Source organism: Burkholderia orbicola, assembly GCF_900100915.1.
GTDB classification, from domain to species: Bacteria; Pseudomonadota; Gammaproteobacteria; order Burkholderiales; family Burkholderiaceae; genus Burkholderia; species Burkholderia orbicola.
In genome coordinates this window covers 440898-467013 of record NZ_FNKW01000003.1, presented here as the reverse complement: position 1 = coordinate 467013, position 26116 = coordinate 440898, and the positions used below count along the sequence as shown (strand labels likewise).

Below are 26116 nucleotides of genomic sequence, written 5' to 3'. Positions count from 1 at the left end.
GCAAGAGTCGGAGGCGGTGGGGTTAGTGCGAATGGCGCGGGTTGCCGCGCTGCTCGATCACCTTCAGGTACAGCGTGGCCGGTTCGAGGCAGCCGCCGGTGGACAGCTGGCCGACGAAGCGGCGATAGAGTTCCTGCCACGGCGTTTGCGCCTGCGGCACGGTGAAGCTGGCGGTCTCGCGGCGGCGCGCGAGTTCGTCCTCGTCGACGAGCACGTCGACGCTGCGGCGGTTCAGGTCCACCCGCACGCGGTCGTTCGTGCGCAGCAGCGCGAGGCCGCCGCCCACTGCCGCTTCCGGCGACACGTTGAGAATCGACGGGCTGGCCGACGTGCCGCTCTGGCGGCCGTCGCCCAGGCACGGCAGCGACGTCACGCCGCGCTTCACCAGCTCGGCCGGCGGCGCCATGTTCACGACTTCGGAACTGCCCGGGTAGCCGACCGTGCCGCAGCCGCGGATCACGAGGATGCAGCGCTCGTCGATGTTCAGCGCCGGATCGTTGATGCGGGCGTGGTAGTCCTCGGGGCCGTCGAACACGATCGCGCGCGCTTCGAACGTGTTCTCCGCGCCCGGCTCGGAAAGGTAGGTCCGGCGGAACGCGTCGCCCACCACCGACATCTTCATGATCGCGCTGTCGAAGAAGTTGCCCGACAGCACCATGAAGCCGGCGCCATGCTTGAGCGGCGCGTCGGGCGTGCGGATCACGTCGCGGTCGGCGTCCTGCGCGGTGTCGGCGATCTCGCCGATCGCGCGGCCCGACACGGTCAGGCAGTCGCGTCGCAGCAGCCCCGCCGCATCGAGCTGGCGCAGCACGGCGGGCACGCCGCCGGCGCGGTGGAAGCTTTCGCCGAGGTATTCGCCGGCCGGCATGCAGTTGACGAGCAGCGGCACGGTTTCACCGAAACGCTGCCAGTCTTCCAGGCTCAGCTCGACGCCCATGTGGCGCGCAATCGCGATCAGGTGCGGCGGGCAGTTGGTCGATGCGCCGAGCGCGGAGGCCACGACGATCGCATTCTCGAACGCCGCGCGCGTCATGATCGTCGACGGGCGCAGATCTTCGCGAACGAGCTCGACCGCGCGCTTGCCGGTCGCGTAAGCCATCTGGCCGCGCTCGCGGTACGCGGCGGGAATGCTCGCGCAGCCCGGCAACGACATGCCCAGCGCCTCGGCCAGGCTGTTCATCGATAGCGCGGTGCCCATCGTGTTGCAGTGGCCGATCGACGGCGACGAAGCCGTGGTCAGCTGCATGAAGCCTTCGTAGTCGATTTCGCCCGCGGCGAGCAGGTTGCGCGCATGCCAGATCACCGTACCCGAGCCGACCCGCTTGCCTTCGTGCCAGCCGTCGAGCATCGGGCCGCCCGACAGCACGATCGCGGGCAGGTCGACGGTGGCGGCCGCCATCAGGCAGGCGGGCGTGGTCTTGTCGCAGCCGGTCGTCAGCACCACGCCGTCCAGCGGAAAGCCGTGCAGCACTTCCACCAGCCCGAGGTACGCGAGATTACGGTCGAGCGCGGCGGTGGGCCGGCGGCTTTGCTCGGCCAGCGGATGCACGGGGAACTCCATCGGAATGCCGCCCGCATCGCGGATGCCGGCCTTCGTGCGTTCGGCCAGCTCGATGTGGTGGCGGTTGCACGGCGCGAGGTCGCTGCCCGTCTGCGCGATGCCGATGACGGGGCGGCCCGATTGCAGTTCCTCGCGCGTCAACCCGTAGTTCATGAAGCGCTCGACATAGAGCGCGGTCATGTCTGCGTGCGCGGGATCGTCGAACCATTCCTGGCTGCGCAGACGGCGAGGGGTGTGTGACATGGCAGGTTGTCTCCGAAGGGCCTTCTTGATTTTGCGTGCCGGATGGTACCGGTAACATCGATGGGATGTTAGCACGGGTTTTTTGCGTAGCGGAAGGGATTTCGTGTGCGCGTGGCGCAGATGCAGGGCCGGGGGGGGCGGTGCGAGGCCGCGCACGTCGCGCGTCGGCGCGCGCCCGGCCGTCAGCCCGTCAGGCGCTTTCCCGCGCGATGATCGTGTAGTCGATCCGGATGCTTTTCGACTCGGTCGGCTCGCCGCCGTCGCGCGCTTGCAGCGCCGCCAGCAACGCTTCGCCCGTGCGCAGCCCGATGCCGTACGCGTCGACCGACACGGTCGTGATGGTCGGGTGGCAGCACTCGGCCACTTCGAAGTTCCCGAAGCCCGCCACTGCGATGTCGGCAGGCACTGACAGCCCGCGCCGGTGACACTCCATGATCGCGCCGAACGCCGACATGTCGCTCACGCACATCACCGCGTCGGTGTCCGGCCAGCGCTCCAGCAGCGCCGCCATCGCCGGCCCGCCGTGGCTCATCGTGATCGGCGATTCGCCGAGCCGCACGACGCGCGGTTCGCCCAGCCCGAGCGCCTTGATCTCCGCCTGGTAGCCCTTGAGCCGGTCGAGGCCGCGGCGATCCAGTTCGCTGGCGCCGACGAGAAAGCCGATGCGCCGGTAACCGCGCTCGGCCAGATGACGCACCATCGCACGGGCGGCCCGCACGTTCGAGAAGCCCACGGCGGTGTCGATCGGGCGCGTGGGCAGGTCCCACATCTCGACCACGGGAATCGCGGAGCGCTCCAATACCTTGCGCGTCGCGTCGGTGTGCTGCGACCCGGTCAGCGCGATGCAGCGCGGCTGGTGCCGCAGCATCGAACGGACCAGCCGTTCTTCGCGTTCGAGGTCGTAGTCGGTGTCCCCGAGCAGCAGTTGAAGGCCGTGCGGTTCGAGCGCATCGGTCAGGCCGCGCACGGTGTCCGAGAAGTTGGAGCTCGACAGCGACGGCACCAGTACCGCGACGAATTCCGAGCGTCCCGACGACAGCGCGCCGGCGGCGGCATCCGCCACGTAGCCGAGCCGGTCGATGGCCTCGCAGACCCGTGCACGCGTCTCGGCGGCCACGCTGTGGCCCGCGAGCACGCGCGATACCGTCATCTTCGATACGCCGGCGAGGCGCGCTACGTCGGACATGCGGGGCGGCCCGGCGGGCCGGACGGCGGTGGGGCTGGGCATCGGAATCGCGATCGGGAGAGAGCCGGAAAGGCTACATCATACCGGTGCGGCATATCGTTCAGGCACGGTCGCGGCGTGCCCGTCGCGGTGATGGCCGTACTAGGGAAACCACGCGTCCGGCGACACTTGTACGTGCCTGTCGCGACGTGCTACCTTCGATTTTGTTACCGGTATCAACGTGCTGATCGCTCCCGTCGCCTCGCCGGCTTTTTTTTGCCACCGGATGTTATCGGTAACATCGATGCGTCAAACGCACTCGCCGGTACGAAGAAGATCGACATAAACAGGAGACAGACCGATGCCATCCCTTACGCAGGCCGCTGCCGCACCGGCCGCGGCCGACTCGTCCGAAGACGCCCTTTATCGCAAGGTCATGCGGCGCATCCTGCCGTTGCTGCTGCTCTGCTACGTCGTGGCCTACCTGGACCGCGTCAACGTGGGCTTCGCCAAGCTGCAGATGCTCGACGACCTGAGCCTGAGCGACGGCGTCTATGCGCTCGGCGCCAGCATCTTCTTCTGGGGCTATTTCCTGTTCGAAATGCCCAGCAATCTGTTGCTGCACCGCTACGGCGCACGCTTCTGGATCGCACGGATCATGATCACGTGGGGCATCGTGTCGTCGTCGATGGCGTTCATCGTGCCGCTCGCGCAGTTCTTCCACGTGCAGACGACCACGATGTTCTACACGCTGCGCTTTCTGCTGGGGCTGTGCGAAGCGGGGTTTTTCCCGGGCGTCATCCTGTACATGAACTACTGGTTCCCCGCGCGGCGCCAGAGCGTGGCGATGTCGGGCTTCCTGGTCGCGATCCCGCTCAGCCTGACGCTCGGCAGCGTGCTGTCCGGCTGGCTGATGGAGCAGACGCACGGTTTGTCGGGCATGAGCGGCTGGCAATGGATGCTGCTGCTCGAAGGGCTGCCGTCGATCGTGGTGGCGTTCATCGTGCTGGCCTGCCTGGGCGACGGCCCGCAGTCGGCGAAGTGGCTGTCCGCCGACGAAAAGGCGGTGCTGTCGCGCAACCTCGAAGCCGAGGCCGCGCACAAATCGCACAGCATCGGCGCCGCGCTGCGCAGCCCGCGCGTCTGGCTGCTCACCTTCATCCTGCTGACCTTCAATACCGGCTTCTACGGGCTGGCCTTCTGGCTGCCGTCGATCATCCGCGCGTCGGGCGTGCAGAGCCCGCTGCACATCGGTGTGCTGACGGCCATTCCGTACCTGACCGCGATCTTCGCGATGGTGTGGAACGCGTCGCACTCGCGCAGGACCGGCGAGCGCCGCCTGCATGCGGCGATTCCCGCGCTGATCGGCGGCGTCTTCCTGATCCTGAGCGCGGCGTTCGCCCACAACGTGGCGCTGTCGATCGTATTCCTGACCATCGCCACGTGCGGCATCCTCGCGCTGATGCCGATCTACTGGACCTTTCCGGGGCAAATCCTGTCCGGTACGGCCGCGGCCGCCGGCATTGCGCTGATCAACTCGGTGGGTAACCTGTCCGGCTTCACGGGCTCGATGATCACCGGCGTCGCCAAGCAAATGACCGGCAACATCAACAACGGGACCTACGCACTGGGCGCGTGCCTGCTGGTCAGCTGCGTGCTGATCGCGGCGATTCCGCGCGACATCCTGCAGCCGCCGGCGGGGCGGTAGGGCGTCGCCCGACGTTACGTCCGGCCGGGGGCGGTGACATCGCGCCGCTCCGGCGCCGGATGGCTGCGGGCGACACACGCGCCAGGCGTTACGTAACCGGTAGGCACGGAGGTCGAGCTGGAGTCATCGGCCGGCCCGAAAGGGCGGGTTGGGAATGGCTGGTGTTTCTTGCGGGGCGGATACGGACGAACGCGTCGGATGGCAGGTGGTCACTTGCGGTCGCTCGACCCCGGTGCCTGGATAGTCGACAATCGTGCGAAAGCGTATCGCATTCCCCGCGACTGAAACAGGTGAGTAAATGCAGTCAGAGCTTCCTATGGCTGATGCCGTGCCCCATGGTATCAACAAGGCAAAAATTCTATCCCAGGTGCGCAACAAGTTCGCAGGGGCGCTGGCCAATGACACAAAGTGGAACGAGTTGATTTCTTTCATGCGCGCTCTGGACGAATGGCGACCTTCCTATCGTTCAAAGTGGGTCAATGGCCATGTATCGAGATGGGATGTCGAGTGGTTCTACCACCTGCCGTTTCCATTCGTGGGCGTTGAGTGGATGGATATCGGGTTGCATCAGTCGGCTTCGGTCACGCACGAGGCCGTCGATCACTCAGCGCTCGTTTTGAGTAAGCTCGCGGAAATAGGCTTCGAATTCGAGGCGAGAGGTGGCGTTGCCAGAGTCTGGGGCTATGCCCCGAAGTCTTATGAAGATTTTCCGCCAGACGCATCGCGCTGATCAACACGGCACTGGTCGGAAACGATGCAGATCGGTGTGCGGGACTTTTCGGTGGCTCGAGCTTATTCCCGACTTGGTGAAACTTTCTCGGGCAAGACTGTATCCGGAACTCGAGCGTCTTGCGTCGATGGGCGCCGGTGGTCGTGTGTCTGCTACTTCGATCATTGACCAGCGCTGCCCCTGCGGATGCGACACCACATCCCGACACCGGGGCGAGTGGCGCTATCGGCAAATCCGACGGACGACAGCGTTCGGCCACAAGCGGAGGCGTCTCCCCTGTTAATTCCTGTCAGCTTGCCGGATTTCGTGCCATGACGACCCAGGCCGCGCCGTTGATCATCACCGCCCCCTCGCCGGGAAGGCTCGCGAAGGCGGCACGAACTGCGGCGGAGGCACGGGCGCGGATGTCGTCGGGCTGACCAGCGAGCGCACGCGACAGCGGGCCGACCTCAAGCGTCATCCTCACTGCGTCGTCAATCGCGGCGTCCCGTGTTTCGCCCTCGCCGAACGGGACGGCCGCGTCGAAGGGCGAGATAACGATTTCGGTGAAACCGGCCCCCGTCAGGATGCTCGCCACGTGCGCCCGGTCGCCGAACGAAAACGGGCCGGGCGCTTCGGGATCGGGCAGCGCGCTCGGTGGGACGATGTCCTTGAGCGCGCCCATCGGCAGTCGCATCCAATCGTTCTCGGCCGCACCGCGCCAGCAGACGAAAGCGACCCGGCCGCCCGGCCGGAGCGCGCGTCGCATATGGGCGAACGCCGCTGTCGGATCGGGGAAAAACATCACGCCGAAACGCGAGAACAGAATGTCGAACGCGCCTTCGGGCAGCTCTGCGCTGCTGGCGTCGGACACCTGAAACAGGGCCGGCGTATCGTGGCGCGCAAGCGCGCGCGCTCGATCGATCAGCGGTTCGGATATGTCCACGCCCAGCACTTGGCCCCCCGCGTCGACGCGAGCGGCCAGAGCCAGACTCGACGCACCCGCGCCGCAGCCGATGTCCAGCACGCGCTCACCCGTCGCGGGCGCGGCGGCTTCGATCGCAGCCTGCCCGAACACCGCCACCAGAGCGTCGAGCCGGGCCTGGTTGGCGACCCAGCGCTCCCCGCTTTGACCATTCCAGTCATCCACCTGATCAGCACTTTGCTTTGCCATCTCATCTCCTTGACTCGACGATTCGCCTTTCGCCGCGTCGATCTACGCCAACCTTTTCGAAGGCGACGACGCAACGAGAGCAGGGATCTGTGCTCTCAGACCACCATCGACTGCTGGGCGAAGATACCCGCCATCGCGCCCTGCGATGAAGCCTGGGAGACCGAGGGCAAGAAGGGCGTGGCGAGGTCGCCAGCGGCGTAGATGCCGGGCATGCTGGTTTGGCGGCGCTCGTCGACCTTGAGGACGATGCCGGTGGGCGTATCGACCGTAGCAAGACCCAGCGATTCATGCAGGCTTGCGGACGGCTTGTTGCGCGGCTGGGCGAACAGGACGTCGACCGCGACATTGCGGCCGGTATCGAGATTGACGGTGGCGATACGGCCCTGGTGATGGGCGATCTCGACGATCCGGCCATCGACGGCAGGTATGTTGCGGCCCGCCAGATCGGCCTGGATATCGGGCGCGATGTCATGACCATCGGCGAAGACAGTCAAGTTGTCGGTCCAATCGCGGAACAGTCTGGCAGACTGGTACGACTGCGGGCCGGACCAGACCAGGCCCCAATGCTGGCCGGCGACTTCAAAGCCGTCGCAATAGGGGCAGGGCACGATGGACGTGCCCCAGCTTTCAGCAAAGCCCGGAACGTCCGGCATCTGGTCGGCGACGCCGTAGCTCAGGATCAGGCGGCGTGCCCTCAGGCTTTCGTGATCGTCAGTGACAACGCAGAAATCGTCGATGGCGCCCGACACGCTCTCGGCCCGGGCATCGACGAAACTGATCGTTGGATAGCGCGCCAGCTGCTGCCGCGCCTCGACCAAGATGTCCAGCGGCGGCTTGTGATCGTGGCCGAGCAGGCCATGCGAGTGGCCGGCAAACCGGTTGCGCGGCCGGCCGGTATCGAGAACGGTGACCTTGCGGCGGGCACGGCCAAGCTGCAGGGCAGCAGCGAGGCCGGCAAAGCTGCCGCCAATGATGATGACGTCATTCATGGTGATGGGCTCCGTGTTGTGGATGGACGGTCGGGCTCGGCGTGGTGTGCAACCTCGTCCGGCGTTACGCATTTGAGACGGTCAGCGCGCACGGCTTCGACATTGGCAAGAAAGTTGCCCATGGCTGTATTGACCAGGCAGACAATGCTGCTCGATATCGCCCGGCGGCCCGGGGGAATACGCCCTTGGCTTGCAGATTGCGATACTGCGTGGTATCGTAATACTCAAATTTGAATACTGTCAAGTACTGGAATTGTCGTGACCGAAAATAACCAGGGCCGGCGCGGCCGGCCCGCCAACGAGGCGCTTCGCCAGACGATCGTCGACACTGCCTGCGAACTCTTTGTGGAATTGGGTTTTCAGGCGACGACCATGGACAAGGTTGCGCAGCGCGCGAAGATATCCAAGCTCAGCATCTATCGGCACTTCGAGAACAAGGAGGCGCTGTTCAGCGCGGCCATGGCGGCCCGCTGCCAGCAGTTTGCACCGCAAACCCTTACCGAAGGCATCGCCGGTTCGGCTGAAGATCAGCTCATGGCAGTGGGATCATCGCTGCTTCGCACGCTGTTGAGTCCGGACGTCCGCAGTGTCGAAGCCATGGTTTTGGCCGACAAGACGAATCAAAGGTCGTTAAGCAAGCTTCATTACGAAGCCGGGCCCGCCCATGTCATCGCCCAAATCGAGGCCGTGTTGCGTCAGTTGCACGCGAAAGCGATGCTGAACGTACCCGATGCTCCCCGGTCCGCCCGCTTGTTTGGCGCGCTCTTCAAAGGATGCGATCTGCTGCTTATCGCACGCTTCGACGAGGCGAGAGCAGAGGACGACAACGAAATCGAGTCCTATTGCCGGTCGGCCGTCGCCATGTTCATCGCCGCGCACGGTGGCATCTAAAGGTGCGCTATCGAGGCTTGATGACGAACCCGCAGCAGTTGCATACGATGTTCGCCCTGAGCAACCGATGGATGATGCGTGGACGACTGACGGGGGGGCATTGCGTGAGTGCAAAAGCCGTCCGTGCGGGCAGTCAAGCCGCCTCATCAACTCACGGGTCTAAGCGTCCGCAGAGGCCGATGACGTGTCCCCCAGGCGACGGCACGGAACGAGCGCTTCACTCCGATGGCTACCCTAGAAAAGAGACTGCTGGACCGCCTGCAACGGGTCGTTCAGAGCCGTTCGCAACCGCGAAATAATTGTTTTATCGCTACGGTCGCCTGCAAGATCTCATGCTTTGCACAAAGCGTCGCGTTGACCGCAGGCGCAGGCGCAGCCACGGCGACCCGTGGCGGCGTGACATCTTCATTTCGATCGCCGGCTCACGACACGCTGCGTCGCATCCCTCGCACCTGCAACCAAATCGCGGATATCAGGAAATAAAGCGCACCGACTCCCGCGTAGCCCGCGATCTTGACGATCGCGGGCGGCATCGGCGCATGGCTTTGGACGATGAAGAACAGGCCGGCCAGTGCCGATTGCGCACCGCTCAGGATCATCACCCACTGTGCGCCGGCATGCTTCCAGCGTCGCACGGCGGTGCCGAGCTGCATCGCGCCGGAGAGAATCGCCCAGACGCCGAACACCGTGAGCACCGCATGCATGCCCGCATTCAGCGCCGGAAATATCGCCAGCGTCGTGACGGCGCTGATCGCGACGTTGACCGCCTGCGTGCGGTTTGCCGCCATCCCGCCGCTACGGGACAGGTCGACGAAATTGGCGAGCGCATCCCAGGCCGGATAAACCACCAGCAGGACCGCCGCGCCGGCCGCGCTCTGCCGGCCGACGGCAAACGCCAGCGCGACCCAGATCAGCGAGAATATCGCCCGAGAAAAGTAGTACCGTTTCAGCCATTGTTCGTCGGCAGGGGGACGAAATTCGGGGTAGCGGTCAGCCATTTGCACTCCTTCGTACATTGAATCGTCGTTCCGGCCGGCATGCAGGGCTTCCGCCATGCGGATGCGGTGCCGCCCGGATCTCCAGTGCGCCGAGTATCGCAATCGCCCGGCCTTGCCGCTATCGGTCAGATGTCCGATGGCGATGTCCTCCGGTTGCCTGCACCGAGGCGGGGGGACTTCGCGCCGGGCCGGCCGCGGCGAACCCCGAGCCCCGACGCGCATGCGCATGCACGCCGCGACGCCGTCGCGTATGATCGTTTTCCCATCCTTGCAAACGTCCCGGCCCCGCCCGATGTCCGACGCCGAAGTCCATCTCGCCCCGCTGCGCATATTCGACGCCGTACGCGCGCTGGCCTTCATCGGCGATCTCAGCATGGGCCAGCCGACCGACCATTCGCCGCGCACCGGCTGGCTGGCGGCGCAGCTCGCGCACGCGGCACGATTCGACGCATCGGTGTGCGACACGGCGCGCGAAGTGGCGCTGTTGCGCTGGTCGGGCTGCACGGCGAACGCGGCGGGTTTCGCGCAGGTATTCGGTGACGACGTTGCGATTCGCGCCGCGATGCTCGAGAGCCGGCCCGGCATCGCCGAAGCGATCGGCGGGGCGGGCGTCGCGCTGATCCCGCTCGCGAAGATCCACTGCGAAGTCTCGGGCGAGGTGGCGCGAATCCTGGGTCTGTCCCACGCGACGGAAACTGCGTTGCGGCATATCTTCGAAACCTGGGACGGCAACGGGCTGCCCGCACGGCTCGTGCACGAACAGGTGCCGGCCGCCGTGTCGATCGTCGCGCTCGCAGGCGACCTCGACGTGTTCAGCCGCACGTACGGCATCGAGCGGGCCGTCGAACTGATCGGGCAACGCGCGGGGTCACGCTACCCGGCCATGCTCGTCGAGACGGCTGCGCGTGAGGCGCCGCGCTGGCTGGCGGCGCTCGAGCACATGGCGCCTGCCGACCTGGACGCCGCATTGGCCACACCGGACATGCAGGGCGCGACGTCCGCGGAATTGATTGCGGACGTCATCGATCTGAAACTGCCGTGGATGACGGGTTTTTCGCGTTCGGTCGCCGCGACGGCGGCCGCGTGTTACGGCCGTCTCTCGCCGGACGAGGCGGCGCGCGAACGCGTGTACCGCGCCGGACTGATTCATGGCATCGGCAGGGCCGCGGTGCCGAACGACGTGTGGAGTCTGCCGACGCGGCTGCCTGCCAGCGCCTGGGAAAAGGTGCGGCTCGTGCCGTACTGGACCGAGCGCGCCGGCCGGCAGACCGGCGCGCTCGGCGAAGCCGCGGTGCTTGCGTCGTATGCCTATGAACGGCTGGACGGCTCGGGTTATTTTCGCGGCGCGCGCGAGGCGGCGCTGACGCTGGAGGCGCGCGTGCTGGCGGCGTCGCTGGCTTGGGTCGCGTTGCGCTCGGCGCGTCCGTGGCGCGCGGCGCTGAGCGATGCGGCCGCTGCTGGCCAGTTGCAGGAAGAAGTTGCGTGCGGCCGGCTATGCGGCGAAGCGGTGGCCGCGCTCGTGACGGGTGGCGCGCCCTTGCTCCGGCGCACCGCCACGGGCGCGTCGCCCGCTGGCCCGCGCCTGTCCGCACGGGAAATCGACGTGCTGCGGGCGATTTCCCGCGGCGCGAGCAACAAGCAGGTCGCGCAGGCGCTCGCGATGAGTCCGAGCACGGTACGAACCCATGTCGAGAAGGCGTTCCGCAAGCTCGAATGTTCGACGCGTGCCGCGGCGACCCTCAAGGCGTCGGCGCTGGGGTTGCTGTGACGCGCTCCGCGCTGCGGATTCGCCTCCGTGCGCGGAAGGACGGCCCGGCCTGCGCGGCCTTTGACGCTCCGCCCGTGCAGTGGTTTGTCCCGCTTGTCGGAAATGGCGGTCGTGCCGTTCAAGACGGCCAGTCGCTCACCCGTTTCCGGCGATCCGGGGCCGTTGCGTCGGTGTCGGCCCAGCCGTACCCCAACGCCGCGATCGCGAAGTAGACGGCGCCGACGGCTTCGCAGGAAAGCAGCGCGCCAGCCAGCGCCGTTCGCGCCCCATCCGGGATCGTTCGCGACGGCGTGCCGGCGTGCTTCCCGCGACGCACCGCGATGCCGATCCGAAACAGGCCCGACAGGATAGCGAGCACGCCGAACGCGCGGGGCAGGCCGCTCGCCAGTTCAACGATGAACAGCTGACGTACCGACATTGCAGTCATCCTCCCGGTTCGGGTAGTCGCGTGACGTTGCCTATCCTGACACCCGATCGCTCGCGGCGCCATCGGACAAGTGACCGATGGCGCTCGCCGGAACCGATGCGTGGCGGCGCACGATCGCCGTTACCGCGTGACCGCCGCTACGACATGCGCGAGAACATATCCGCGATGTGCCGATCGGGTTCGATATCGGTGAACGCATCGATATCGGTCATGACGTGAGCCGTCTCCGCGGACGCGAGCGCGGCGTCCAATGCCGTGCTGTCCTTGAAGCGGCACATCGCCACGACGATCAGTTCGCTATCCTCACGTGCCGGGAAGAAAGCGTCGACGTATTCGAGTCCGTACGGTTTCCAGGATTTTTCCACCAGCGGAATGTGCTGCTCGACGTAGTAACGGGAATCGAACCGCGTGCCCGCGGCTCGGCGATAGGAAACGACGAAAAACATCAAGGACCTCCAGGTCGGACTGCTACGGCGGCGAATGTCGATACGGGAGACGACTGGCGATGACGGGCGATCACGGCCGTTTGCGCGCCGGGCCGAAGGTCGGCCGGGCAGCGGCCGGCAGCGAGGTGGGCGCGGCGGGTGCACGAGCGAGCGAGAGGCCCAGCGCGGCGCCGATGGCGAGGAACGACGAGATCGACAGGAGTGCGACGATGAACGCATGCGCGATGGCCGCCGGGTCCTGGCGCGTGCCGAGCACCGTATAGAAAATTCCGCCGATGATCGCCACGCTGAGCGACGTGCTGACCTGCAGCGTCGAGCTGACGATGCCGGCGATCATGCCGGACAGCGCGGGTGCGACGCGCCCCGTCACCATGCGCATCAGGGTCGGTAGCGCGAGGCCTTGTCCGAAACCGATGACGAAGAGAACGACGGCGAGCGGCACGGCAGCGAGCGGCATCCCGACCGGCGTGACGTCGATCAACCACGCGAGGCCGACGAGCCCGACGATCTCCAGGCTCATGCCGAACGGATTGACGTAAGCGCCGATGACACGCGAGCAGACAGGCGTCGACAGCGGGCCGAGCAGGAACCCCACGCCGAACGGCAGGAACACGAGGCCCGCGCTCAGCGCGTCGACGTGCAATGCATTCTGCAGATACACGGAGAACAGCAGGAAGAACGTGCCGATCGAGTACAGCAGCAGCGCGATCAGCAACGCCCGGCCCAGCCCCGGGGCTCGGAGCGCGGTCGGGTCGAGCAGCGGTGCGCCGCCGCGGCTGCCCAGCCGGCGCTCGTAGCGCCAGAAGCACCACGCGAGGGCCGGCACCGCGAGCAGCGACACCCATGCCCATACCGGCCAGCCCGCTTCGCGCCCCTCGATCAGCGGCACGATTAGCGCGCCGAGCGTCAGCATCGACAGCGCGGTGCCGCCGAGGTCGAGCTTGCGCGCATGCTGCGCCCGCGTTTCCTTCAGCAGCGGAATCCCGAACAGGACGACCAGAATCGCCAGCGGCAGGTTGACGAGGAAGATCGTGCGCCAGCCGAGGTTCAACAGATTCAGCGAGATCAGGATTCCGCCCAGCGCCTGCCCGACCACGGCGGCGAGGCCGAATACCGCGCCGTACAGGCTGAGCGCGAGCGGCTTTTCCGATTCGGGAAAGATCGCCTGGATCGACGCGAGCGCCTGCGGCGCCATGATCGCGGCCGTCACGCCCTGCAACGCGCGGCCGACGATGAGCGTCCACGGCGAACTCGCGAGGCCGCACAGCGTCGAGGCGATCGCAAAGCCGATCAAGCCGAGGAAAAACACGCGCCCGCGGCCGAACAGGTCGCCCAATCGTCCGCCGGTGATCAGCGTCACCGCGTACAGGCCCGCATACGACGAAATGACGAGTTGCTCGGCCGACGACGAGGCGCCCAGTTCCGCGCGAATCGACGGCAGCGCGACATTGACGATGAAGAAATCCAGCGGCGGCAGGAACGCGCCGACGAGCAGGACCGAAAACATGGCCCAGCGACGCGGGTCGGGTGATACGGGGTCATTCCGTGACATGGACGGCTCTCCATACGGAACCAATCGGTTCCAAATTGGGTAAAAAAATATCAGTCGAGAATGCGCATCGTGCGGTCGACCAGCGCGAGCATGTCGTGCTCGGGGACGCCGGTTTTCCCCAGCACGCGCATGCCCTCGACCTGGCAGACGAGCAAACGCGCCAGCACCTGTTCGTCCTGCTCGGGGATCTCGCCGCTCGCCTGGCCGCGGACGATCGCGCCCGCATAGAGCTGCTGCAGGCGCCGGAACATGCGCCCGGTGCGTTCCGCGACATCGGCATCGCGCGCGGCCAGCTCGGTGGTCATCGCGACCGCGAGACAGCCGCGCCGGCCGGCCTCGCCAATGGACAGCCGGGCATAGCGCAGCAGCGAGTCGCGAATGGCGTCCTTCACGGGGCCGGGTTGCGACAGGATGTCGGCGGTCGCCTTGAGCCCGTCGGCCATATACAGGTCGAGCGCCGCCAGCAGCAGCGCCTTCTTGTCGCCGAATGCCTTGTAGAGACTGCCGCGCGACAAGCCGGTGCCGGCGATCAGGTCGGGCAGGGACGCGCCTTCATAGCCGCGATCCCAGAAAACGTCCATCGCGTCGCGCGCGGCATCGCCCAGTTCGAATTCGCGCGGACGGCCCACGCCAGCCGGATTTGCCATTGATCGGTTTCGCAAACGATGCGGTGCCTGAAGTTGGATTCATTATATGGACCGATCGGTTCCGATGTCAACGCGCGTAGCTTGACCGGACACGGCGACGGCCGTCCTCGCGGACGGCCGGTCGGGCAGGCGTTACCCGATCAGTCGAGCCCGCCCTGGCACAGGTACTTGATCGACAGATAATCGTCGAGCCCATAGCGCGAGCCTTCGCGACCATAGCCCGATTCCTTCACGCCGCCGAACGGCGCGGCCTCGCTCGCGAGCGCGCCTTCATTGATGCCGACGATGCCCGTTTCGAGCCGCGCCGACACGCGCGCGATACGCCGCACGTCCTGCGTGTAGAAATACGCGGCGAGCCCGAACGGCGTGTCGTTCGCGGCGTCGACCGCTTCGTCCTCCGTATCGAAGCGAAACAGCGCGGCGACCGGGCCGAAGGTTTCCTCGCAGGTGAGCTGCAAGTCGGCGGTGGCGTCGGCGAGCACCGTCGGCGCGTAATAGTTCGCGCCGAGCTCGGTCAGGCGCTTGCCGCCCGTCAGCACGCGTGCGCCGCGTTCGACGGCGTCGCCGACATGGCGCGCGATCTTGTCGACCGCCCGCGCGTTGATCATCGGGCCGATCTGCGCGGCCGGGTCGGTCGCCGGCGCGACCTTCAGCGCGGCGACGCGCGCGGCGAGTTTCGCGGCGAACGCGTCGTAGACACCGGCCTGCACGTACACGCGGTTCGGCGACACGCAGGTCTGCCCACCGTTGCGGAACTTGGCGGCCATCAACCCGTCGACCGCGGCATCGAGCTCGGCGTCGTCGAACACGATGAACGGCGCATTGCCGCCGAGCTCCAGCGACAGCTTCTTCAACGTCGCCGCCGATTCGCGCGCGAGCAGCTTGCCGACGGGCGTCGAGCCGGTGAACGTGATCTTGCGCACGCGGCCGTCGGCGAGCCAGTCGGCCGCCGCGTCGACGCCGCGTTCGCGCGACGCGGTGATCAGGTTCAGCACACCGGCCGGCACGCCGGCTTCCTGCGCGAGCAACGCGAGCGCGAGCGCGGTCAGCGGCGTGTCCTCCGCCGGCTTCGCGACCACCGTGCAGCCGGCCGCGAGCGCGGGTGCGATCTTACGCGCGATCATCGCGAGCGGGAAATTCCACGGCGTGATCGCGGCGACGACGCCGATCGGCTCCTTCACCGCGCTCAACCGCTTGCCGCGCTGCTGCTGAGGGATCAGGTCGCCGTACGTGCGGGTCGCTTCCTCCGCGAACCACAGCACGTACGACGCACCGTACGCGACTTCGCCGCGCGCTTCGGCAAGCGGCTTGCCCTGTTCGCGCGACATCAGCTTCGCCAGATCGTCGGTGTGCGCGACGATCGCCGCATGCCAGGCACGCAGGATCGCGGCGCGTTCGCGCGCGGGCGTCGCGCGCCACGCAGGCAGCGCGCGGGCCGCCGCGTCGGTTGCCGCGCGCGCGTCGGCGGCGCCGCTGTCGGGTGCGTGGGCAACGGTCTCGAGCGTGGCGGGATCGGTGACGGCGAAGCGGCGGCCGTCGAGCGCATCGCGCCAGGTGCCATCGATCAGGTTGGCGGTGCGAACGAGTTCGGTTCGGGACAGCGTAAGCGGCATGACAGGTCCTTGAATGAAGCGGTTCGACAACGACAACGACGACGGCGGAGCGGGCGCGACTCCCCCCGCGCGGACAGCGGGCTGCCGCGTGACGGGATGACGCACACCGGGTGTCAGTGACGTTCGCCGAACAGCGATTCGAGCGGGTAGTGCCGTTTGACGAACGGCGACTTGATGATCACGTAACTGAAATACTTCTCGATGCCGATGTTCTGCTCGAGCAGCCCTTCGACGATCGTCTGGTAATGGCTCACGCTGCGCGTGATGAACTTCAGCAGGTAGTCGTAGCCGCCGCTCGCGAGGTGGCATTCGACGATCTCGTCGACGTTGCGGATCGCCGCGACGAAGCGGTCGAAATCCTCGCGCCGATGGTCGGCCAGCGTGACCTCGGTAAACACGACCTGCACGTCGCCGAGTTTCTCGAGCTGGATGTGCGCGCCGTAGCCGCCGATGTAACCGGCCTTCTCGAGCCGCTTCACGCGGATCAGGCATGGACTGGGCGACAGCCCGACCGCATCGGCCAGCTCGACGTTGGTCATGCGGCCGCGCTTCTGCAACTGGGAGAGGATGCGCAGGTCGATGCGATCCAGCTTGCTGTCCGTCATGTTCACGTGAGAAGGCAAAAATGGAATGTCCGGTTACTTTAGAGTCGAACGATGGCGGCCACAAGCCCGGCTTTCCCTTGGCCGGTCAGGCCGGCTGCGCGTGCGCGGCGTCGAGCGCGCGCTGCACGCCCGAATCGGCCAGCACGTCGTCGAGCGTCTTGCGCACGCGTTCGAACAGCAGGTCGAACTCGCCCGCGGTGAAACTCAGCGCCGGCGCGAAGCCGAGCACGCCGTCGCCGAACGCGCGGAACACCACGCCGTTCGCGTACGCGGCGGCCGCGATCTTGTCCGGCACGTTCAGCGCCGCGTCGAAGCGCGTCTTGTGCGCCTTGTCGGCCACCAGTTCGAGCGCACCAAGCAGGCCGACCGAGCGGGCGTCGCCGACGAGCGGATGCGCGCGCAGCGCATCGAGCCCCGCGGCGAAGCGCGGCGCGAGCGCCTGGCCGTTCGCGAGCAGGCCGCCTTCGTGATAGAGCTTCAGCACCTCGAGGCCGATCGCCGCGCTCACCGGATGCGCGGAATACGTATGGCCGTGGCCGACCACCGGCGCATCGGCGCGCTCGCCCGCGATTCCTTCGTAGATTTCGTCGGACATCAGCACCGCGCCCATCGGCGCATAGCCGGCGGTCAATCCCTTCGCGACGGTCATCAGATCGGGGTCGACCTGTTCGGCCTCGCAGGCGAACAGCGGGCCGGTGCGGCCGAAGCCGGTGATCACCTCGTCGGCGACGAACAGGATGCCGAGGCGCCGGCACGCGTCGCGCATCGCCTTCAGCCAGCCGGCCGGCGGCACGATCACGCCGCCCGAGCCTTGTACCGGCTCGCAGAAGAACGCGGCGACGTTGTCCGCGCCGAGTTCGGCGACCTTCGCTTCGAGCGCGGCGACCGACGCGGCGATCAGCGCCTGCGGATCGTCGCCGAGCGGATGGCGGTACGGGTAGGGCGACGGAATATGGTGCTGGTCCGCGCGCGGCAGGTCGAAATGGCGGTGGAACGCCGGCAGCGCGGTGAGGCCGGCGCCGAACGACGACGAGCCGTGATAGCCGCGCTCCAGCGCGATCATCTGCTTTTTCGACGGGCGGCCGGTCGCGTTGAAATAGTGCGTGATGAAGCGCACCGCGGAATCGACCGCGTCCGAGCCGCCGAGCGTGAAGTACACGCGGTTCAGCGACGGCGGCGCGAGCGCGGCGAGCCGTTCGGCGAGCTCGATCGCCGGCTGCGAGCCGAAATGGAAATAACCGGTCGCGTAGGGCAGCTTCGCCATCTGGTCGGCGGCGGCCTTCACGATGCTGTCGCGGCCGTAGCCGACGTTCACGCACCACAGGCCGGAGAACGCGTCGAGCAGCGTGTGGCCGGCGGCGTCGCGCAGGAACACGCCGTCCGCGGATTCCAGCACGGTGACGCCGCGCGCTTCGTGCGCACGGTAATTGACGACGGGATGGATCAGGTGTTGACGATCGGCTTCGATCAGCGCGGCTTGGTTCATGGGAAGGCGGGACTCTCGTCAGGTGTCAGCGGTGAGTTCATGCTAACGGGCGAGAATTCCGCATGCGTCTTCAATTTGCGGCCCGAAACGTATGCGCGCGGCGTTTGCACGGGGCGCTTCGGCATTTTCTGCTGCGCGCCCGGCGGGCCGGGGCGCGCAGCAGGTCAGTAGCCGCGCGTGCGGTCGACGACGCCGATCATCGGCTGGCCCGCGCGATGGCGCGCGAGGTTCGCGAGCACCGCGTCGACCGCGGTGTCGGGCCGCGTCGCGCTGGCGATGTGCGGCGTGAGGCGAATGCGCGGGTGCGTCCAGAACGGATGGCCGGGCGGCAGCGGTTCGGGGTCCGTCACGTCGAGGATCGCGCTGTCGAGGCGCCCGCTTGCGAGCGCCGCGAGCAGCGCCGCCGAATCCAGCTGCGGGCCGCGCCCGACCTGCACCAGCGATGCACCGGCCGGCAGCGCATCGAACACGCGCGCGCCGAGCAGGCCGCGCGTGCTGTCGGTGAGCGGCAGCAAGCAGATCAGGATGTCGGTGCGGGCGAGGAACGCGTCGAGCGCCGCGTCCCCCGCGTAGCAGTCGACGCCGTCGAGCGTGCGCGGCGTGCGGCTCCAGCCGGCGCACGGGAAACCGAAGCGCCGCAGCGTGTCGAGCACGGCCTGGCCGAGCGTACCGAGCCCGAGCACGCCGACGCGCCGCGACGCGGCCGCGCGCACGGGATGCTCGCGCCACACCTGGTCGCGCTGCTGGGCCGCATAGTCGAACAGGTCGCGATGAATCGTCAGCACGGCCTGCGTCACGTATTCGACCATCCCTTCGACGATGCCCGGCTCGATCATCCGCACGACGGGGATGTGCGAAGGCACGCGCGACAGGTCGAACTGGTCGATGCCGGCGCCGACCGAGAACACGACCTCGAGATTCGGCAGCAGCGCGACCGGATCGTCAGGCGGCTGCCATGCGGCGAGATAGCGGACGGCTGCGGCGTCGCCGAGGTCCGGCCAGATCCGGAACGGCAGATCGGGCGCCTGTTGCGCGAAGCGCGCCGCCCACTGCGCGCCGCGCACCGGGTCGGCCTTGTAGAGGAAGCTCATCGTGCGCGCCCCCTCAACCGAGCGCCTGGTTCACGATCGCGAACGGGCGCAGCGCCGGGTCGCGGGCCGGCGGCGTGCCGCGCGCCATCGCGACGACGGTATCGACGCGCGGCAGCCCGAGCCCCTGCAGCCAGTCGGACAGCCCGCTGTCGCCCGGCACGTCCAGCCGCACGAACATGCCCTCGTGCAGCGCGAGCCAGTGGCTGATCAGCGCCTGCGCGCGCAGCGCATCGGGCGCGACCACCGGGCCGATCACGTGGCCGCGGCCGAAGCGGCGGAACAGCGCGAAGCCCAGCAGCTCGCCGTCGCGATCGAGCGCGATGCCGTTCGCGACGTCGAGCAGCGCGTCGATCACCGCGCCGCGCTCGTAGCCGGCCGCGCGCGAGGCGAGCGCGGCGAGGCGCGGTCCGTCATTGGTGCCGAGCGGGCGCAGCCGCTCGCCGGGCGGCAGCGAGATCAGCGGCGGCTGGAACGCGGCGCCCTGGTGCTGATCGACCGTGCCGATCGCTGCGAAGCCGAACTTCGCGTAGAGCGGTTCGCCGGACGGCGTCGCATGCAAAAACACGGTCCGCTCGCCGAGACTGTCGACCACGCGGGTCATCAGCTCGCGGCCGATGCCGCAGCCCTGGCGCTCGGGCGACACGATCACCATGCCGAGGGACGCATGCGCGTCGTCGAAGCGCCAGCCGAGCGCGGTGCCGACGACGCCGGATTCATCCTCGGCGACGAAGCCGCCGCCGAGCTGGAACGCGAAGCGCCAGTCGTCGATGCGGTGCGGCCACTTGACGGCTTCCGACAGACGATGCGCGGCGGGCAGGTCCGTTTCGGTGAACGGGCGATAGGTAAGCGTGCGGGAAGGATTGAGGTCGGACACGCCGGACTCCGGATGGGTGGAAATGACAGGTCGACTCTGCCAGCGCGGGTGCGGCGCGGATAGGACGATTCGCCTGTTTTCGGGGTGCGGCGGCCGCTCGCGCACGATCGATGCAAACCCGCATGATCGGCGCGCGCGAACGCGCGGACCGTGCCGGCGCGGCCGGTCGATCCAGCCACTCCTGCTGTGGGAATGCCTCTACGATGCATGCACGGCGGCGTTGTCGCCTGCCGAAGGGCCGCACCGGCAGGCGCGCCCGCCGCGGTGGCGCAGTGCTCATCGGCCGGCGCCGCGGCGCCACGCCCGATCGCGCCGCAGATCGTGCTGCATGTGCCGGGCAACACGCGGCGATTCTGCGTTTTGAGCGGCGCCGAACGATGCGCGAACGACTTTTTGCCCTGATTCAATTTCGTTGAACCCAGCCCATCCCCGGCCCGCCGGGGCTTCACACCGACAGGACCCGACCATGATCCAGTTTGAACCGAAGTACATCACCTTCGACTGCTACGGCACGCTGACCCATTTCCGGATGGCCGAGACGGCGCGCGAAATCTATGCGGACCGGCTGTCGCCGGCCACGATGGAGGCCTTCGTGCGCGCGTTCGCCGCCTATCGGCTCGACGAGGTGCTCGGCGCGTGGAAGCCGTACCGCGACGTCGTCGTCAACGCGATCCGCCGCACCTGTGCGCGGCTCGGCGTGACGTTCGACGAAGCCGAGGCCGAGCTTTTCTATCATGCGGTGCCGACCTGGGGCCCGCATCCGGACGTGCCGGCCGGGCTGTCGCGGCTGGCGTCGAAGTACAAGCTCGTGATCCTGTCGAACGCGATGGACGAGCAGATCATGAGCAACGTCGACAAGCTCGGCGCGCCGTTCCACGCGGTGTTCACCGCGCAGCAGGCGCAATCGTACAAGCCGCGGATGCAGGGCTTCGAATACATGTTCGACAAGCTCGGCTGCAAGCCCGAGGACGTGCTGCACGTGTCGTCGAGCCTGCGCTACGACCTGATGACCGCCGAGGATCTGGGGATCAAGCACAAGGCGTTCGTGAACCGCGGCCACGAGCCGGGCACGCCGTTCTACAACTATTACGAAGTGTCGGACATCGGCCAGCTCGCGACGCAGCTGGGGCTGTAAGCCGGTTCGTCGATCGCCATGACGTGACGGGACGCGGCCGCGATGCCGCCGGAGCCCGTCGCGTCCCAGTGCGCGTTCGATCAGCGCACGAAGCGAGGGTAATTACCGATATTGAATCGTTCAAGGCCGGCTCGCCCGGGCCGATATATGTACCGAACGGTTAATATTGCGAGGCCCCCGCATGAAGTTGTCCACCAAACTGCTGATGCTCGTCGTCGCGGCGCTGCTCGGTATCGTCCTGCTCGCCGCGTTGTCGCTGCATACGCTGCGCGACGCGCTGATCGACAGCCGCCGCGAAGAGATCGTCATTCTGCTGACCAAGGCCGAGCATCTGGTCGATTCGTATCGCGCGATGCAGACGAGCGGCACGCTCACGCAGGAGCAGGCGCAGCAGCAGGCCAAGGCCGCGCTGGCGGCGCTCAACGCGAATTCGAAGAGCTACTTCTGGGTCACGACGTCCGACGGCGTCAACCTCGTCCATCCGAACGCGAAGTTCATCGGCACGCGCGCGAAGGGCAACCGCACGACCAGCGGCATGACCGACAGCGAGGCGTACCGCGCGGGCATGGCGCAGGCGCATTTCGCGCTCGTCGACGTGCTGATCAAGCGCAGCCCCGACGCGGACCTCGAGCCGAAGCTGCAGGGCGTGGTCGCGATTCCGGACTGGGACTGGTGGATCGGCACGGGATTCTTCTACGACGACATCAACGCGGCGTTTACCCGGCTCGCGACGGTGCTGGGCGTCGTCACGCTCGTCATTGCCGCGGCGCTCGCGGCGATTGCGTGGGGTGTGCTGCGCAGCGTCAGGCGCACGCTCGGCGGGGAGCCCGCGCAGGCGGCGCAGATCGCGGCCCGCATCGCTGCCGGCGAACTGGACGTGCAGTTCGATACGGCGCATGCCGCGCCCGGCAGCCTGCTCGTCGCGCTGGGCGACATGAAGGCGCGGCTGACCGACACCATCGCCGAAATCCAGACCACGACCCACTCGATCGCCACCGGCACCGGCGAGATCGCGCAAGGCAACCTGGATCTGTCGCAGCGCACGGAGCAGCAGGCCGCGTCGCTGCAGGAGACGGCCGCGAGCATGGAGCAGATGACGTCGACGGTCAAACAGAACGCCGACAATGCACGCCAGGCGAATGCGCTCGTGACCCAGGCGAAGGATGCGACCGAACTGGGCGGCGCCGCCGTGCAGGCGGTCGTCGAGACGATGCGGCAGATCTCGGATGGATCGGTGCGGATCGCCGACATTACCGTCGTCATCGAAAGCATCGCATTCCAGACCAACATCCTGGCGCTCAACGCCGCGGTGGAAGCCGCGCGGGCCGGCGAGGAGGGGCGCGGGTTCGCCGTCGTCGCATCGGAAGTCCGCTCGCTCGCGCAACGCAGCGCCGCGGCCGCGAAGGACATCAAGGGCTTGATCGACGCGTCGGTCGAGCGGGCCGGCAGCGGCAGCCGGCTCGTCGAGACGGCCGGTGAGCGCATGACGGAGATCGTCCGGTCGATCGACCGGGTGGCCGACATCATGGGCGAGATTTCGGCTGCATCGGTCGAGCAAAGCACCGGCATCGAACAGATCGGGCTGGCGGTTGCGCAAATGGATGAGGTCACCCAGCAGAACGCCGCGCTCGTCGAGCAGGCGGCCGCCGCCGCATCGTCGCTGGACGAGCAGGCGGCGCGCCTGCGGGCCGCCGTGTCGGTATTCCGGCTCGCTGCGTGACGGCTTCGTGCCGCTCGCGGGCAGCCGGCGCATCACTCCACCTCCATCACGCCGCACCGGCATGCCGGTGACGGACGCGCCGCCCCACGGGATCACCACGGTTCCTGACGGCTGCACGGCCCGCGTGCGCCCGATCGCCGGCCAGTCCCGTCCTCTTCCCGCCTTCTCGCCAAGCCGCTCCGATCGAGCGGCATTCTTCTGAACTTTCATCCGCGGCGTGCCACCGCCGACGCCCGTGCATGCGGCGATCTGCCGCACCGCGCGGCGCGTTTCAGCCGTCGTCGGCATGCAAGCCCCCATTCGATACAAACGTGCGGTTTGCGCGAGCCAAACGCGCGCCGGATGCCGAACGGGCAATTTTGTCGGCGCAATCTGCGGCGGCTGCGGCCTTACGATTTCCTGCATCGACACGGGTTCGGCAGCCGCCGCGACACACCGCCGGGCACACGGCGACACGGATGCGCATGCAGCAATTCATGCTGCGCGGGCGGCTCAAAACGGTCGATTCGTATCGTGCGGGCCGCCCGAATCGCGACAAACCGCATTTTGGCGATGCTTAAATGAATTGCATGTGTACGACGTCGCGTCCGCCACCAGCAAGCGGGCGCAGCGGGATTGAACAACCACGCTGGACCCTTGGACCCACTTTCCACAGTCAGGAGCAGTTCGGATGAGCGACGATATCGACAACGGCGGCAAGGGCGGCTTCACGCGCCGCGACATGATGAAGGTCATGGCGGCGGGCGGCATGATGGCCGCCGGCGCCGGCGGACTGCTGATGACCCCCGACTCCGCCTTCGCCGCGCCCGCGCCGAAGCGCGGCGGCAAGATCCGGGTTGCGAACGAAGCCGGCTCGACGGCCGATACGCTCGATCCGGCCAAGGGCTCGACGGGCGCGGACTACACGCGCTTCTTCATGTTCTACAGCGGCCTCACGCAGCTCGATGCGAGCCTGACGCCGCAGATGAACCTCGCCGAGTCGCTGCAGACGACCGATGCGAAGACCTGGATCATCAAGCTGCGCAAGGGCGTCACGTTCCACGACGGCAAGCCGGTCGGCCCGGCCGACGTGGTGTATTCGCTGATGCGCCACAAGAACCCGGCCACCGCGTCGAAGGTCAAGCCGCTCGCCGAACAGTTCGCGGAGGCGAAGGCGACCGGCCCCGACGAAGTCACGTTGACGCTCGCCAGCGCGAACGCGGACCTGCCGGTGATCCTCGCGACGCCGCAGCTCGTGATCGTCAAGGACGGCACGACCGACTTCAGCACCGGCATCGGCTGCGGCCCGTACAAGCTCAAGTCGTTCAAGCCGGGCGTGTCGACCGTCGGCGTGCGCAACGACAGCTACTTCAAGCCGGGCAAGCCGTATCTCGACGAGATCGAGCTGATCGGCATCAGCGACAGCGCCGCGCGCCTGAACGCGCTGCTGTCGGGTGACGTGCACCTGATCAACGCGATCGATCCGCGCTCGACGCAGCGGGTCTCGTCGACGCCGGGCTACGCGCTGAAGGAAACCAAGTCGGGCCTCTACACCGACCTGATCATGCGCAGCGACAACCCGATCGTCGCGAACCCCGATTTCGTCGAAGGGATGAAGTACCTGTTCGATCGCGAGCAGCTTCGCACGGCGGTGTTCCGCGGCTACTCGGTGATCGGCAACGACCAGCCGATTCCGCCGGGACACCGCTACTTCAACGCGTCGCTGCCGCAGCGCGCGCACGATCCGGACAAGGCGAAGTTCCTGCTCCAGAAGGCCGGGGCGCTCGGCGCCACGCTGCCGCCGATCTATGCGACGTCCGACGCGAACGGGTCGATCGAAATGGCCGTGCTGCTGCAGCAGGCCGGCCAGAAGATCGGGCTGAACCTGCAGGTCAACCGCGCGTCGCCCGACGGCTACTGGTCGAACCACTGGATGAAGCACCCGCTCACGTTCGGCAACATCAATCCGCGCTCGAGCGCCGACGTGCTGTTCACGCAGTTCTTCAAGTCGGATGCGCCGTGGAACGAATCGGGCTGGAAGAACGCGAAATTCGACCAGCTGCTGCTCGCCGCGCGCTCGGAAACCGATGACGCGAAGCGCAAGCAGATGTACGGCGACATGCAGGTGATCGTGTCGCAGCAGGGCCGGGTCGGCATTCCGGCGTTCATCAGCTTCCTCGACGGGTACGACAAGCGGCTCGCGGGCCTCGGTTCGATCCCGACCGGCGGGATGATGGGCTTCATGTTCGCCGAGAACGTGTGGTGGAACGCATGACGTTGTGGTTGGCCGCCGCCGCGCGGCCGGTGCGGACCCCCGCGCCGGCCACGCGCGGTTTTTTCGGGAGTGTCGCTCCATGAACCGAATTCTCATCGGGCTGATCGGCCGGCGCATCGCGGTCACCGCGCTGACGCTGCTGATCGTGTCCGCGATCATCTTCACGATCACGAACCTGCTGCCGGGCGACGCCGCGCAGGCCGCGCTCGGCCAGTCGGCGACGCCGGAGACGGTCGCCGCGCTGCGTCAGCAGTTCGGTCTCGACATGCCGGCGCACGTGCGTTACGTGCACTGGCTCGCCGGGCTGCTGCACGGCGATTTCGGCCGGTCGTTTTCCGGCGACATGCCGGTGTCGGAGCTGATCGGCGGGCGTCTGCCGAAGTCGCTCGCGCTGGCGGCGATCACGACCGCCGTGTCGGTGCCGATCGCGCTGCTGCTCGGGATTCTCGCGGCGGTCAAGCGCGAATCGGTGATCGACCGCGTGATCAGCCTCGGCACGCTGTCGCTCGTCGCCACGCCGGAATTCCTGATCGCGACGGTTGCCGTGCTCGTGTTCGCGGTGAAGCTGCACTGGCTGTCCGCGCTGTCGTACAGCGGTCCGATCGAAAGCCTGCACGATTTCCTGCGTGCGTATGCGATGCCGGTGCTGACGCTGTGCGCGGTCGTGATCGCGCAGATGGCGCGGATGACGCGCGCCGCGGTGATCGAGCAATTGAGCGCGTCGTACGTCGAGATGGCCACGTTGAAGGGCGCGAGCCCCGCGCGCGTCGTGCTGCGCCATGCGCTGCCCAACGCGATCGGCCCGATCGCCAATGCGATCGCGCTGAGCCTGTCGTATCTGCTCGGCGGCGTGATCGTCGTCGAGACGATCTTCAACTATCCGGGCCTCGCGAGCCTGATGGTCGACGCCGTCAGCAATCGCGATTTCCCGCTGGTCCAGGCGTGCACGCTGATCTTCTGCGTCGCTTACCTGACGCTCGTGCTGTTCGCCGACCTGTGCTCGATCGTGTCGAACCCGCGACTGCGCACCTGAGTGTTTCGTCTTCCTTCCGAGATGCCG

Annotated in this window: 22 protein-coding genes and 1 pseudogene; 9 read left to right on the top strand and 14 right to left on the bottom strand. The window is 67.3% G+C overall.

What is annotated here, in order from left to right; all coding sequences use genetic code 11:
- Positions 1 to 22 precede the first annotated feature (22 nt).
- Together BLS50_RS32045 and BLS50_RS32040 are read right to left on the bottom strand one after the other, a co-directional pair.
- On the bottom strand, positions 23 to 1804 hold the full coding sequence (locus BLS50_RS32045) for an IlvD/Edd family dehydratase (protein WP_027809124.1): 1782 nt from the start codon (positions 1802 to 1804) through the stop codon (positions 23 to 25).
- 190 nt (positions 1805 to 1994) lie between these two features.
- Complete coding sequence (locus BLS50_RS32040) at positions 1995 to 3032, bottom strand: LacI family DNA-binding transcriptional regulator (protein ID WP_074807637.1); 1038 nt, start codon at positions 3030 to 3032, stop codon at positions 1995 to 1997.
- A gap of 298 nt (positions 3033 to 3330) precedes the next feature.
- Between BLS50_RS32040 and BLS50_RS32035 the strand changes: the two genes are divergently transcribed.
- On the top strand, positions 3331 to 4677 hold the full coding sequence (locus BLS50_RS32035) for an MFS transporter (RefSeq protein ID WP_012336820.1): 1347 nt from the start codon (positions 3331 to 3333) through the stop codon (positions 4675 to 4677).
- 298 nt (positions 4678 to 4975) lie between these two features.
- Positions 4976 to 5407, top strand: coding sequence for a DUF6678 family protein (locus tag BLS50_RS32030; RefSeq protein ID WP_074807632.1), 432 nt, complete (start codon positions 4976 to 4978; stop codon positions 5405 to 5407).
- 289 nt (positions 5408 to 5696) lie between these two features.
- Here BLS50_RS32030 and BLS50_RS32025 read toward each other — a convergent pair whose 3' ends face one another.
- Together BLS50_RS32025 and BLS50_RS32020 are read right to left on the bottom strand one after the other, a co-directional pair.
- Positions 5697 to 6560: a class I SAM-dependent methyltransferase gene (locus tag BLS50_RS32025; protein WP_074807629.1), complete on the bottom strand. Its 864-nt coding sequence runs from the start codon at positions 6558 to 6560 to the stop codon at positions 5697 to 5699.
- Positions 6561 to 6655: 95 nt separating this feature from the next.
- Positions 6656 to 7549, bottom strand: a complete 894-nt coding sequence (locus tag BLS50_RS32020; RefSeq protein ID WP_074807626.1) for an NAD(P)/FAD-dependent oxidoreductase — start codon at positions 7547 to 7549, stop codon at positions 6656 to 6658.
- Between the two features lie 258 nt (positions 7550 to 7807).
- On the opposite strand from BLS50_RS32020, the gene BLS50_RS32010 reads away from it, so the two are divergent.
- Together BLS50_RS32010 and BLS50_RS35750 are read left to right on the top strand one after the other, a co-directional pair.
- Complete coding sequence (locus BLS50_RS32010; protein ID WP_074807617.1) at positions 7808 to 8440, top strand: TetR/AcrR family transcriptional regulator; 633 nt, start codon at positions 7808 to 7810, stop codon at positions 8438 to 8440.
- A pseudogene (locus BLS50_RS35750) lies at positions 8428 to 8535 on the top strand (IS5/IS1182 family transposase); the annotation flags it as partial. The gene BLS50_RS32010 and the pseudogene BLS50_RS35750, both read left to right, overlap by 13 nt.
- A gap of 327 nt (positions 8536 to 8862) precedes the next feature.
- Here BLS50_RS35750 and BLS50_RS32000 read toward each other — a convergent pair.
- Entirely contained in the window at positions 8863 to 9438 is a 576-nt protein-coding gene (locus BLS50_RS32000; RefSeq protein WP_074807612.1) for a DUF308 domain-containing protein, read from the bottom strand.
- Between the two features lie 292 nt (positions 9439 to 9730).
- On the opposite strand from BLS50_RS32000, the gene BLS50_RS31995 reads away from it, so the two are divergent.
- Positions 9731 to 11206 carry an HD domain-containing phosphohydrolase gene (locus BLS50_RS31995; RefSeq protein WP_074807609.1) on the top strand — a complete coding sequence of 492 codons (1476 nt, stop codon included), beginning with the start codon at positions 9731 to 9733 and terminating at the stop codon, positions 11204 to 11206.
- Between the two features lie 118 nt (positions 11207 to 11324).
- On the opposite strand, the gene BLS50_RS31990 is transcribed toward BLS50_RS31995, so the two are convergent.
- The 9 genes from BLS50_RS31990 to BLS50_RS31950 form a co-directional block, all read right to left on the bottom strand.
- Positions 11325 to 11624 carry a hypothetical protein gene (locus BLS50_RS31990; protein ID WP_034175954.1) on the bottom strand — a complete coding sequence of 100 codons (300 nt, stop codon included), beginning with the start codon at positions 11622 to 11624 and terminating at the stop codon, positions 11325 to 11327.
- Between the two features lie 146 nt (positions 11625 to 11770).
- Entirely contained in the window at positions 11771 to 12079 is a 309-nt protein-coding gene (locus BLS50_RS31985) for an EthD family reductase (RefSeq protein ID WP_074807606.1), read from the bottom strand.
- 70 nt (positions 12080 to 12149) lie between these two features.
- A complete protein-coding gene (locus tag BLS50_RS31980; protein ID WP_074807602.1) occupies positions 12150 to 13631 on the bottom strand; it encodes an MFS transporter in 1482 nt (493 codons plus the stop codon).
- A gap of 50 nt (positions 13632 to 13681) precedes the next feature.
- Positions 13682 to 14278, bottom strand: a complete 597-nt coding sequence (locus tag BLS50_RS31975) for a TetR/AcrR family transcriptional regulator (protein WP_011549847.1) — start codon at positions 14276 to 14278, stop codon at positions 13682 to 13684.
- Positions 14279 to 14418: 140 nt separating this feature from the next.
- Positions 14419 to 15891, bottom strand: a complete 1473-nt coding sequence (locus tag BLS50_RS31970; RefSeq protein ID WP_074807599.1) for an NAD-dependent succinate-semialdehyde dehydrogenase — start codon at positions 15889 to 15891, stop codon at positions 14419 to 14421.
- A gap of 113 nt (positions 15892 to 16004) precedes the next feature.
- Complete coding sequence (locus BLS50_RS31965; protein WP_006749694.1) at positions 16005 to 16496, bottom strand: Lrp/AsnC family transcriptional regulator; 492 nt, start codon at positions 16494 to 16496, stop codon at positions 16005 to 16007.
- A gap of 85 nt (positions 16497 to 16581) precedes the next feature.
- Positions 16582 to 17982: an aspartate aminotransferase family protein gene (locus BLS50_RS31960; RefSeq protein ID WP_074807596.1), complete on the bottom strand. Its 1401-nt coding sequence runs from the start codon at positions 17980 to 17982 to the stop codon at positions 16582 to 16584.
- A 164-nt stretch (positions 17983 to 18146) separates the two neighbouring features.
- The gene (locus tag BLS50_RS31955; protein ID WP_074807593.1) at positions 18147 to 19073 is read right to left on the bottom strand and encodes a 2-hydroxyacid dehydrogenase; all 927 of its coding nucleotides are present in this window, start codon (positions 19071 to 19073) and stop codon (positions 18147 to 18149) included.
- A gap of 13 nt (positions 19074 to 19086) precedes the next feature.
- Positions 19087 to 19947, bottom strand: coding sequence for a GNAT family N-acetyltransferase (locus BLS50_RS31950; RefSeq protein ID WP_074807591.1), 861 nt, complete (start codon positions 19945 to 19947; stop codon positions 19087 to 19089).
- A 466-nt stretch (positions 19948 to 20413) separates the two neighbouring features.
- Between BLS50_RS31950 and BLS50_RS31940 the strand changes: the two genes are divergently transcribed.
- From BLS50_RS31940 to BLS50_RS31925, 4 genes are all read left to right on the top strand, one after another.
- The gene (locus BLS50_RS31940) at positions 20414 to 21082 is read left to right on the top strand and encodes a haloacid dehalogenase type II (RefSeq protein ID WP_074807585.1); all 669 of its coding nucleotides are present in this window, start codon (positions 20414 to 20416) and stop codon (positions 21080 to 21082) included.
- Between the two features lie 181 nt (positions 21083 to 21263).
- Positions 21264 to 22802: a methyl-accepting chemotaxis protein gene (locus BLS50_RS31935; protein ID WP_011549841.1), complete on the top strand. Its 1539-nt coding sequence runs from the start codon at positions 21264 to 21266 to the stop codon at positions 22800 to 22802.
- A gap of 670 nt (positions 22803 to 23472) precedes the next feature.
- A complete protein-coding gene (locus BLS50_RS31930; protein ID WP_011549839.1) occupies positions 23473 to 25056 on the top strand; it encodes an ABC transporter substrate-binding protein in 1584 nt (527 codons plus the stop codon).
- A 79-nt stretch (positions 25057 to 25135) separates the two neighbouring features.
- Positions 25136 to 26089, top strand: coding sequence for an ABC transporter permease (locus BLS50_RS31925; protein WP_053526277.1), 954 nt, complete (start codon positions 25136 to 25138; stop codon positions 26087 to 26089).
- Positions 26090 to 26116: the final 27 nt, after the last annotated feature.